General features: G+C 73.6%; 7 protein-coding genes. 3 read left to right on the top strand and 4 right to left on the bottom strand.

Features of this window, described 5'->3' with window-relative positions; translation table 11 throughout:
* Positions 1-563, bottom strand: a 563-nt coding sequence (locus VF468_11290; protein ID HEX5878887.1) for a MarR family transcriptional regulator, incomplete at its 3' end; no start/stop codon positions are given.
* 123 nt (positions 564-686) lie between these two features.
* Between VF468_11290 and VF468_11285 the strand changes: the two genes are divergently transcribed.
* Positions 687-1,694 carry an LLM class flavin-dependent oxidoreductase gene (locus VF468_11285; protein ID HEX5878886.1) on the top strand — a complete coding sequence of 336 codons (1,008 nt, stop codon included), beginning with the start codon at positions 687-689 and terminating at the stop codon, positions 1,692-1,694.
* Here VF468_11285 and VF468_11280 read toward each other — a convergent pair.
* On the bottom strand, positions 1,691-3,388 hold the full coding sequence (locus tag VF468_11280; GenBank protein ID HEX5878885.1) for a hydantoinase B/oxoprolinase family protein: 1,698 nt from the start codon (positions 3,386-3,388) through the stop codon (positions 1,691-1,693). The two genes, VF468_11285 and VF468_11280, sit on opposite strands and share 4 nt — an antisense overlap.
* The gene (locus tag VF468_11275; GenBank protein HEX5878884.1) at positions 3,385-5,520 is read right to left on the bottom strand and encodes a hydantoinase/oxoprolinase family protein; all 2,136 of its coding nucleotides are present in this window, start codon (positions 5,518-5,520) and stop codon (positions 3,385-3,387) included. Before VF468_11275 ends, VF468_11280 begins: the two co-directional genes overlap by 4 nt.
* Positions 5,521-5,709: 189 nt before the next feature.
* Between VF468_11275 and VF468_11270 the strand changes: the two genes are divergently transcribed.
* The gene (locus tag VF468_11270; GenBank protein HEX5878883.1) at positions 5,710-6,573 is read left to right on the top strand and encodes a CPBP family intramembrane glutamic endopeptidase; all 864 of its coding nucleotides are present in this window, start codon (positions 5,710-5,712) and stop codon (positions 6,571-6,573) included.
* A gap of 55 nt (positions 6,574-6,628) precedes the next feature.
* On the opposite strand, the gene VF468_11265 is transcribed toward VF468_11270, so the two are convergent.
* Positions 6,629-9,403: a LuxR C-terminal-related transcriptional regulator gene (locus VF468_11265; protein ID HEX5878882.1), complete on the bottom strand. Its 2,775-nt coding sequence runs from the start codon at positions 9,401-9,403 to the stop codon at positions 6,629-6,631.
* Between the two features lie 281 nt (positions 9,404-9,684).
* Here VF468_11265 and VF468_11260 point away from each other — a divergent pair.
* On the top strand, positions 9,685-10,577 hold an 893-nt coding region (locus VF468_11260), incomplete at its 3' end, for an alpha/beta fold hydrolase (GenBank protein ID HEX5878881.1).

Below are 10,577 nucleotides of genomic sequence, written 5' to 3'. Positions count from 1 at the left end.
GCCGGGTTCCCGCCAGGGTCCCGCGACCTGGTCGGCGGCGGATGGTCCTCGAACTGCAACAGCAGCCGGCGGAGCACGTCGGCGAGCTGGGCCCGCTCCTCCGGGCTGAGCGAGGACAGCAGCCGGTGCTCGTTGGCGGTGTGGGCCGCCACCGCCTCGTTGATCACCTGCTGGCCCTTGTCGGTCAGGGCCACCAGCAGGCTGCGGCCGTCCCCCGGGTCGGGCACGCGCTCGACCAGGCCGGCCGCGGCCAGCCGGTCGAGCCGGTTGGTCATGGCCCCCGACGACACCAGCAGCCCGTTGTACAGGTCGGTGGGGGACAGGCAGTGGGGCGGACCGGCCCGGCGCAGCGCCGCCAGCACCGCGAACTGCGGCTCGTTCAGGCCGTAGCGGGCCAGGACGGTGGCGATGCTGCGCTCCAGGAACCGCGACAGCCGCGACATGCGGCCGATGATGCCCATCGGGGACACGTCCAGGTCCGGCCGCTGCTGGGCCCACTGCTCGAGGATGTGGTCGACGTGGTCCTGCGACGGTCCCGTCTCGACGCCCTGGTCGCTCGACATGAGGAGATTCTACGGCGGTCGCCCCGCCCCGTCCTCTCCGCGCCTTGACGCGACCAGGGCGGTAAGGTATCTAAACGCTAAGATACTTTGGCGCTGGGCAGCCGGGATGATGGGGGTCGGGAGATGGAGCGCGTCGGGTTCGCAGTCGGCTACGACCCCGCCATGGACGGCCGCGACATGGCCCACTGGATGGGCGAGGCCGAGCGGCGCGGCTACGAGATCGGCTTCTTCTCCGAGACGATCGAGCTGATGCGCGACTCGGTCAGCTCGCTCACCGCCATCGGGCTGGCCACCGAGCGGCTGACCATCGGCTGCACCCAGATCACCCGGCTGCGCACCCCCCTGGTCATGGCCCAGACGGCCGCCGCCCTGGACGAGCTGACCGGCGGCCGGCTGCTGCTGGCCCCCGGCGCCTGCACCAGCACCCACGCCAAGCGCCACGGCCTGGAGCCGGCCGACCCCGGGGTGGCGCTGCGCGAGTGGGTCGAGTCCATGCGCGCCATCCTCACCGGCGAGCGGGTCAGCTATTCCGGCCAGGTGGTCCACTTCGACGACGTCCAGCTCGGCTTCAAGCCGGCCCGCGACCGGATCCCGATGTTCATCCCCGCCACCAGCCGCAAGGGGCTGCGCATCGCCGGCCAGATCGGCGACGGGGTGATGCTGAACGCCGTCTGCTCGCCCGAGTACTCGGCCAACGCCCTCAAGATCGTGCGCGAGGCGGCCGAGGAGGCCGGCCGCGACTGGGATTCCTTCGCCGTCTACCAGCTCGTCAACTGCTCGGTGGAGGACGACGAGCAGACCGCCCTGGACGCCATCCGCTGGGAGGTGGCCAGCAAGCTCGACCCCATCCAGCTGCCGTTCATCGCCGGGCCGAAGATGCGGGTCGGCGAGCCCTACTTCCACCCCGAGGACTTCCCCAAGTTCGAGGAGGCCTGGAACCGGGGCGGCAAGGAGGCCCTGATCGCGGCCGTGCCCGACTCCTACATCCGCGGCATGACCGCCAGCGGCACCCCCGACCAGGTCAAGGCCAAGGTGCAGCAGTTCCGCGACGTCGGGGTCCAGGTCCCGATCCTGCGGCCGGCCGCCGCCCACCAGGCCGAGCGCCTGCTCGACCTGTTCGCGCCCGGCTAGGCGTCGCCGGGACGGCGCTCGCCGAGCCCGAGGAGCCGGCCCGCCCGGGTCACCCGAACCCCGTAGTCACGCTCGGCCGCGGCCGGGCTGACCAGCCCCTCGGCCACGTCGCCGGCCACGGCCTCGGGCTGACGGGTGAGCGGGTCGAAGAACCCGCCCCCGCCCGGCAGCTCGAGCACGAACCGGGTGCCGGCCGGGAGGGCCAGGCTCAGCTTGGGGTTGGGGCGGGTGCCGAGCGAGGTCCGGAACCCGCCCGGCGCCCCCAGCCCGCCTCCCTGGTAGCCGTCGGCGGGAAAGCGCATCCGGTCGGCCAGGGAGGAGACGACGAACGGCTCGCCGGTGCGCACCTCCACCTCGATGCGCTGGCCCAGCCCGCCCCGGAAGCGGCCGGGCCCGCCGGAGTCGCGGCGCAGCTCCTTGGAGCGGATCACCAGGGGGGAGGTGGTCTCGATGACTTCGACCGGGGCGGTGGCGATGCCGCTGGGGAAGCTGGTCGTCGACAGCCCGTCCTTGGTCGGCCGGGCGCCGGTGCCGCCGGCGGCGAAGAACACCGTGATGAAGCGGTCGCGGCCCTGGCCGCGCACCGTGGTCAGCCAGATGTTGCCGGCGCCCTCGGCCAGCACGCGGTCGGGGATGATCTTGACCAGCGCCCCGAATACGGCGTGGGGGAGGAAGTGGCCGACGATGTGGCGGGCGGCCACGGCGGCCGGGAAGCGGGGGTTGAGGATGCTGCCCTCGGGGGCGACGGTGGAGACGGGGCGGAAGCTGCCGTCGTTGTGCGGCACCTCCGGGCTGATGGCGCACTTGAGGGCGTAGCTGGTGTAGGCGGCGGTGTAGTTGGGGACCACGTTCATGCCCCGGTCGACCTGGGCCGAGCTGCCGGCGTAGTCGACCACGATCTCGTCGCCGCGCACCTGGACCCGGCAGGCGATGGTGACCGGCTCGTCCAGCCCGTCGGTGCGGATGGTGTGGGTGTAGTCGCCGTCGGGCAGGGCGGCGATCGCCTCCCTGGTCGCCCGCTCGGAGCGCTCCAGGATCTCGGCCCCGAGCGCCTCCAGGTCGGGCAGGCCGAAGTCCTCCAGGTACTCCAGCAGCCGGTCGGCACCGACCTGGTTGCCGGCCACCTGGGCGTGGATGTCGCCCACGACCTCGTAGGGGGCACGCACGTTGGCCTCGACGATCCGCAGCAGCTCCTGGTTGGGCCGGCCGGCCGAGAACAGCTTGGTCATAGGGATGAACAGGCCCTCTTCGTACAGCTCGGCGGCGTCCGCCGACAGCCCCCGGCCACCGATGTCCATGGCGTGGCAGGTGTTGCCGAAGAAGCCGATCAGGCGCCCGGCGCGGAACACCGGGGTGACCACCGACAGGTCGTTGAGCTGCCCGGAGGTCTTCCAGGGGTCGTTGGTGATCAGCACGTCGCCGGGCTGCAGGGTCTCGGGCGGGAACGCGGCCAGGAAGTGGTGCATGGAGGTGGCCAGCGAGTTGATGTGGCCGGGGGTGCCGGTCACCGCCTGGGCCAGCATCCGGCCGCGGGCGTCGAACACCGCCGCCGACAGATCGCCCGACTCGCGCACGATCGGCGTGAACGAGGTCCGCTGCAGGGCGGCTGCCTGCTCGTTGGTGACCGTGATCAGCCGGCTCCAGAGGATCTCCAGGGTGACCAGGTCGATCCCGCGCTCGCCGTCGATGCTCACCGGACCTCCACCTCCAGGTTGCCGAACCGGTCGACCCGGGCCCGGCCGCCGGGGCCGACGACCATGGTCGATTCGCGCTCCTCGACCACGGCCGGCCCGCGCAGCTCGGCCCCGGGCGCCAGCCGGTAGCGGTCGACGACGTCGGTGTCCACGAACCCGTCCGCCTCGGCGAACCAGACCGGCCGGCGGCCCTTGCCGGGGTCGGCCCCGGGCCCGCCACGGGCGGCGACGTCCAGCTCCGGCTCGGGGCCCATGACCCGCACCCGCCAGGTGGTGATCTCGGCCTCCACCCCCGGGGGGCGGTGGCCGTAGAGCCGGGTGTAGACGGCCTCGAAGGCCGCCTCGACCTGGCGGACCGGGTCGTCGTCGAGGGCCTCGCCGAGGGCCACCGTCACCGCCTCGCCCTGGCCGCGGTGGCGCACGTCGGCGGCCAGGTCGACGCGGGCGTCGCCGGTGGCCACCCCGGCCTCCTGGAGCTGGGCGCGGCCGGCCGTGACCAGCTCGGTGACCATGCGCCGGACCTCGCCCCAGTCGGTCTGGCCGAGCGGCGCGGGCAGGCTGCGGGCGAACTCGAAACCGGGCGCGGCCGTCAGCATGCCGAAGGCCGAGGCCACGCCGGCGCCGGGCGGGAACACCAGCCTGGTGATGCCGAGGGCCCGGGCCACGCCCCAGGCGTGCACCGGCCCGGCCCCGCCGGTGGCCACGAAGGTGAAGCGGCGCAGGTCGCGGCCCCGCTCGATGGCGTGCATACGGGCGGCGCTGGCCATGTTCTCGTTGACCACCCGGTGGACGGCGGCGGCCGCCTCCTCGACCGGCAGGCCGAGCTCCCCGGCCAGCCCGCCCATGGCCCGGCGGGCCGCGGCCACGTCCAGGCGCATCTCGCCGCCGAGGAAGAAGTCCGGGTTGAGGTAGCCGAGGAGCAGGTCGGCGTCGGTCACCGTGGGCTCGGTGCCGCCCTGGCCGTAGCAGGCCGGCCCCGGGTCGGCCCCGGTCGAGTCCGGGCCCACCTTGGGCAGGCCGAACGGCCCCACCCTGGCGATGCTGCCCCCGCCGGCGCCGATCTCGATCAGGTCGATCACCGGGACCCGCAGGGGCAGGCCGCTGCCCTTGGTGAAGCGGTACACGCGGGCGGCCTCGAACTCCCGGGCGACCATGGGGATGCCGTCCTCGATGAGGCAGGCCTTGGCCGTGGTGCCGCCCATGTCGAAGGCGAGCACGTCCCGGTTGCCGCCGCCGGCGCCCCAGTAGCCGGCGGCCAGGGCCCCGGCGGCCGGCCCGGACTCCAGCAGGCGGACCGGGTAGCGGCGGGCGGTGTCGGCCCCGGCCAGCCCGCCGGCGCCGGTGGACAGCATGATGCGCAGCGGTCCCCTGATGCCCAGCTGTTCCAGCCGCTTCTGCAGCATCTCGAGGTAGCTGGCGACCAGCGGCAGGACGTAGGCGTTGGCGACCACGGTGGAGGTGCGGGCGAACTCCCCGAGCTCGGGGGAGACCTCGCTGGAGATGGCCACGGCCACGCCCGGCAGCTCCTGGCCGAGCACCTCGGCGACCGTGCGCTCGTGGTCGGGCTGCCGGTAGGCGTGCAGGAGGCTCACGGCCACCGCCTGCACGCCGTCGCGCTCCAGGCGCCGGGCCAGGCGACGCACCTCGCCGGCATCCAGGGGTCGGTCGACGGTGCCGTCGGCCAGGACCCGCTCGTCCACCTCGAAGCGCAGCCGCCGCGGGACCAGCGCCTCGGGCATCTCCAGGAACAGGTCGTAGAGGTCGTAGCGCAGCTCGCGGCGGATGGTCAGCACGTCGCGGAAGCCGCGGGTGGTGACCAGGGCAGTGGTCGCGCCCTTGCGCTCGATGAGCGCGTTGGACACCAGCGTGGTGCCGTGGACGATCTCGCCCACGGTCTCGGGCGGCACCCGATTGACCGGGGGACCACCCCGGCGGTCCCCCGGACCCCCCCGGTCGAGCAGGCGGGAGATGCCGTTCTCCACCGCCATCGACGGGTCGCCGGGGGTGGTCAGCACCTTGGCGTTGGCGGTGACCCGACCCGCCTGCACCAGGACCAGGTCGGTGAAGGTCCCGCCGATGTCCACCGCGATCCTGGTTCCGGCGGCCCCGGCCGCGTGCGCTGTCGTCTCCATCGCAGGCTCCCCGGGAGGCATTATCTTGATCTTGAGATATCATAGCCGGCGCTCGCGCATGGGTCGACGGCCATGTCGACGGCTGGGCGGAAGGGGAGACTCAACCCGTGCCCCACCCTTTCGGGTGATGCCCGCTGACAGGGTTGGCCCTAGCCTCCTGGACGGGTTCACCGGGAAGGAGGAGGAACCATGGCCACCAGCGCGGCCTCGCCGCGGTCGCCGCTGCGGTTCTGCCTGCTGGTCTTCGCCCTGTCGCTGCCGTTCTGGCTGGCCGGGGCCATCGCCGAGCGGCGAGGGTTCCAGCCGGGGTTCCCCATGAACCTTCCGGTGAGCTCGCTGATGGCCGTCTGCCCGCTGGTGGCGGGCGTGGTCCTGGTCCACCGGGCCGAGGGGTCTGCCGGGGTCAGGCGGCTGGTGCGGCGCGTGCTGGACCACCGGCGGGTCGGGCGCAGGCGCTGGTATGTCGCCATCGTCCTCCTGAACCCGGTCATCCTGGTGGGGTCCTATGAGGTGATGCGCCTGCTGGGGCGGCCGCTGCCCGACCCGCACGTCTCGCTGCTGGCGGCGCCGCTCCTGCTGCTGGTGTTCCTGCCTCCGGCCGTCGGGGAGGAGGCAGGCTGGATGGGCTATGCCGCCGATCCGTTGCAGGACCGCTGGGGCGCCCTCAAGGCCAGCCTCCTACTGGGGACGGTGGGGGCGCTGTGGCATGTCGTGCCGTTGGTCCAGGCGCACCATGGTGCGGCCTGGATCGCCTGGAAGTGCCTGGAGACCCTGGCGGCGCGGGTCCTCATCGTGTGGCTCTACAACAACACCGGCGAGAGCCTGTTCGCGGCGGTCCTGTTCCATGCCCTGAGCAACGTCGGCGTGGCGCTGTTCCCGAACGGCGGCTCGCACTATGACCCGGCGGTCGCCGGGGTGCTCACCGCCATCGCGGCCGGCACCGTGGCGTTCCTGTGGGGCGCCAGGACGCTGGCCCGGTTCCGGCCGAGCCTCGCCGGTGAGAAGGAGCAGGGAACCTCGCCGATCAGGATGTGTCATGGAAGCGGCGGATGAGGTCGTGGACCGCGTCGGCGAGGCCGGGAACCGGGCCTGACCTCCTTGGCGCCGCTCAGCCCAGCAACCCGAGGTCCCGCGCCCGAGCGACCGCCTCGGTGCGGTTGGCCGCGCCCAGCTTGGCGAGGATGTGGCCGACGTGGCTCTTGACGGTGTCCAGGGTCACCACCAGCTGCCTGGCGATCGCCTGGTTGGACTTGCCGGCGGCCAGCAGCCGCAGCACCTCCAGCTCGCGGGCGGTCAGCGGCTCGACCATCCCCGGCGCCACCACGCGGCCGTGGCTGGCGGGTGGGCGGATGGGCAGGTCGGCCTGCTCGAAGGCCTCCACCAGGCGGGCGAGATGGTCGCGTGGTGCGGCGACGGTCGCCGGCCGCGCCCGGCGCCGGCGTGCCAGCAGTTCTCGGAACAGGGCGGCCATCGGGGGGCCCTCGTCGATGAACACCCGCAGGTAGCCCTCGGGCGCGCCGAGCGCGACCGCTTCGGCCAGCACGTCCAGCGCGCCGGCCTGATCACCACTGGCGTCCAGCGCCAGTGCTTGGAGGGTCCGCACCTCGATGACGCTGCCGGTCCGCCCCTGGGCCGCCGCCTCGGCACGCAGCCGCTCCAGCAGCCCGAGCGCCCGCTCGGGATCGCCCTGGGCGACCAGCACGCGGGCCAGCACCAGGTACTCGTGCTCGCGTGGGTAGCTGGGTTGGTCCTCGACGTCCAGGCCGCGCGCCTGGACCCAGTGGGCGGCGTCGGTGACCTCACCATGGGCGAGGGCCAGCCGGGCCCGCAGGGCCGGTACGGGGTTGAGCAGGTCGACGACCTCCGGGCTCGGCTCGATCTGCTCAGCCTCGGCGATCGCCGCCAAGGCGCCGGCCCGGTCGCCCCGGGCGTGCCGGATCCAGGCCAGCGTGGCCAGGCCGGCCAGCAGCGGCTGGGTGTAGGCGAGCTGCCGGCACAGCTCGACGCCCTGGGAGGCGTGATCGAGTGCGCCGTCCAGCTCGCTGCGCTCAAAGAGCACGCCGGCCATGCCCACGTGGGCCATGCCGGCCGCCGACAACGGGCGGCCCGTCCCGCCGCCGGCGGCAAGCACCTGCCGGTAGGTGCGCAGCGCCGCACCCAGACGGCCGCGGGCGCGCTGCACCTGACCCAGGTCGTAGCGGGGCCGCACGGCCAGGAAGCCCTCGCCGGGCGCCCAGTGTTCGCCGACCAGGTCGATCAACAGCCGCTCGGCCTGGGCCAGCTCACCCCGCTGCCAGGCGGCCACGGCCAGGTACCGGTCGACCGCCCAGCGTAGCGCCCGGTCCTTCTTGGTGAGATGGGTCAAGGCCCCTTGGGCGAAGGCGTCGACGCGTTCGGCGTCCCCGCGCCGCCGGGCAAGGTCCGCGCGCGCAATCGCGATCGAGGCGGGCAGGTTGGCCACCAGGCTGGCCGCCCGGCCGACCGAGGGCTCGTACGGCTCATCACCGCCGGCCGCCAGCGCCGCCTCGGCCTGGTCCAGCAAGGGCTCGGCGTCGTGTATGCGGCCCACGAGCAACGCCCACACCGCCTGGGCCAGCAGCAGCCGGGGCCGGGAGCGGACCAGCTCGGCCGGTAGCGCCTCCACCCAGCGGTCGACCGTCGCGCCCTCGGCGCGTTGCAGCAACGCGTCGAAGTGCCGCTCGACCAGCCGGGCCGCCCAGGTGGCGTCGCCGGCGGTTAGGGCATGCCGGATGGCGTCGTCGACCAGCCCGTGCGCCTCCGACCAGGCGGCCGCGGCCCGGTGCAGCTCGAGCACCCGCTCGGGCTGCTCCCGCGACAGCCGGCCGCGGAGCAGATCGGCGAACAGCTGGTGGTAGCGCCACCAGCCGCGCACCTCATCCAGGGGGACGAGGAACAGGCTGGCCCGCTCGGCCTGCTCCAGCAGCCCCTGACTGTCGCTGCGGCCGGTGATCGCGTCGCACAGCGGCCCCGAGAGGCGCTCCAGCACGGAGGTCGCCAGCAGGAACTGGCGTAGCCGCTGCGGTTGGCGGTCGAGCACCTCCTCGGCCAGGTAGTCGAGAACGTACCGGTGGCTGCCCGAGAACCCCTCCACGAAGGCGGTGACGTCGGCACGGCCCTGCAGCGACAGCGCGGCCAGCTGGAGCCCGGCCACCCAGCCTTCGGTCCGGTCGGCCAGCGCCGCCACGGCCGCCTCGGGCAGGCCGGACCCGACCGCGGTACGCAGCAACGCGGCCGCATCATCCGGGGTGAAGCGCAGGTCGGCGGCGCGCAGCTCGGCCAGCTGGCCGCTGGCCCGTAGCCGGGCCAGCGGCAGCGGCGGATCGGCGCGGCTGGCCACGACCAGGTGCGCCTGCGTCGGCAGGTGCTCCAGCAGGAACGCCAAGGACTGGTGGACCGGTGGCGCATCGACGAGGTGGTAGTCGTCCAGTATCAGCACGACCTCGTCCGGTCCGCCGGCCAGCTCGTTGACGAGCGCGGCCGGCACCGCCTCGAACGAGGCCCGACCGGCATCGCGCAGCAGCGCGCCGGCCCGCTCGCCGAGCCCGGGTCGCACCTGGTCCAGCGCGGCCGCGACATGCCGCCAGAACCGGGTCGGGTCGTTGTCGCCCTCGTCCAGCGACACCCAGGCCACCGGCCGCGGGGTGCCTCGGGCCCAGTCGGCCAGCAGGGTCGTCTTGCCGAACCCGGCCGGCGTGCACACCAGGACCAGCTCGCGGGCTGTCCCCTCGGTCAGGCGCTCGATCAGGCGGGCGCGGGACAGGAGTTCGGGACGCGGCCTGGGGATGTGCAGCTTGGTGGCCAGCAGGCCGTCGTGCTCGGCAAGTCTGACTCCGGGCGGTCGCGGCGTGGTGGGCTCCACCATGGCCGCCTCGCACGCTCCTGCCCGTCCGACACCTGACAGTCCTGTTGGGCGGCCCATTGTAGGGCTGGCCGGGCGGGAGGATCACACCCGTTGTCGCACTATCGGGTGATGCCGGGGCCCGGGCGTGTCCGTAGCCTGCTGGTAGGCGAACCCGAGCAACGGGAGGGGGAGGGGAAGGACCTGGTGGCGCGCTCGATGGTCTGGCTCCGCGCTGGCCTGCTCCTGGCCCTCGGGGTCACGGGCGCTGGTCGGGGGGTGAGCTGACCGAGGAGGTCACTGTGATGAGGCGAGAGAAGGTCTCCTTCGTATCAGGTGCTGACGCCTGCGCCGGCTACCTGTTCGTCCCCGAGGCGGCGGCCGGTACCGACACGCGCTGGCCGGCTGTCGTCCTCGCCCATGGTTTCAGCGGAACGATGGATCGGTTGGTTCCCCATGCCGAACGGTTCGCCACCGGCGGGATCGCCGCCCTGGTGTTCGACTATCGCGGGTTCGGCGAGAGCGGCGGCGAGCCACGCCAGGTCGTCGACCTCGCCAGCCAGCAGGAGGACCTCCGGGCCGCGGTCGCGTGGGTCAGGGGACGCCAGGACCTCGACCCCGGTCGGGTCGCGCTGTGGGGCAACTCTCTCGGCGGCGCGCATGTCATCTCGGTCGCGGCCGACGACCCCGGGATCGCTGCCGTGGTGGCCCAGATCCCGTTCAACGGCTTCCCGCGCGTGCGCGACCGCTCCGCCGCGGCCTCGCTGCGGCTGCTGGCGGCCATCCTTTGGGATGCGCTGCGCGGCAAGCTCGGGCTGGCACCAGCCTACATTCCCATGATCGGCGGGGCGGGCCAGGTGGCGGTGATCTCCACCACCGAGGCCCAGCGGCACCTGACGACGCTGGCCGGGGAGGCGGGCACGACCCTGTGGCGCAACCAGATTGCGCCCCGAGGCCTCCTGCAGATGATGCGGTACCGGCCCGCGCTGGACGCGGCCCGGCTGCGGGCGCCCCTGCTGGTATGCGTCGCCGTCGACGACACCGAGACGCCCGAGGCGATGACCAGGGAGCTGGCTGACAGGGCGCCCCACGGGACGTTGCGCCGCTATTCCGGCACCCATTTCGACTTCTACAGCGACCCGTCGGTCAGAGACCGGGCGCTTGCCGATCAGCTCGGATTCCTCCATGAGCACCTCCA

It is taken from the genome of Actinomycetota bacterium (assembly GCA_036280995.1).
GTDB lineage: Bacteria > Actinomycetota > CALGFH01 > CALGFH01 > CALGFH01 > CALGFH01.
Note: the sequence above shows the minus strand (reverse complement) of the source record. Positions and strands in the feature narration are given on the sequence as shown.

Coding starts and splice junctions, on each gene's coding strand:
- VF468_11285 (HEX5878886.1), top strand. CDS start 687: ATGGAGCGCGTCGGGTTCGCAGTCGGCTACGACCCCGCCATGGACGGC.
- VF468_11275 (HEX5878884.1), bottom strand. CDS start 5,520: ATGGAGACGACAGCGCACGCGGCCGGGGCCGCCGGAACCAGGATCGCG.
- VF468_11270 (HEX5878883.1), top strand. CDS start 5,710: ATGGCCACCAGCGCGGCCTCGCCGCGGTCGCCGCTGCGGTTCTGCCTG.
- VF468_11265 (HEX5878882.1), bottom strand. CDS start 9,403: ATGGTGGAGCCCACCACGCCGCGACCGCCCGGAGTCAGACTTGCCGAG.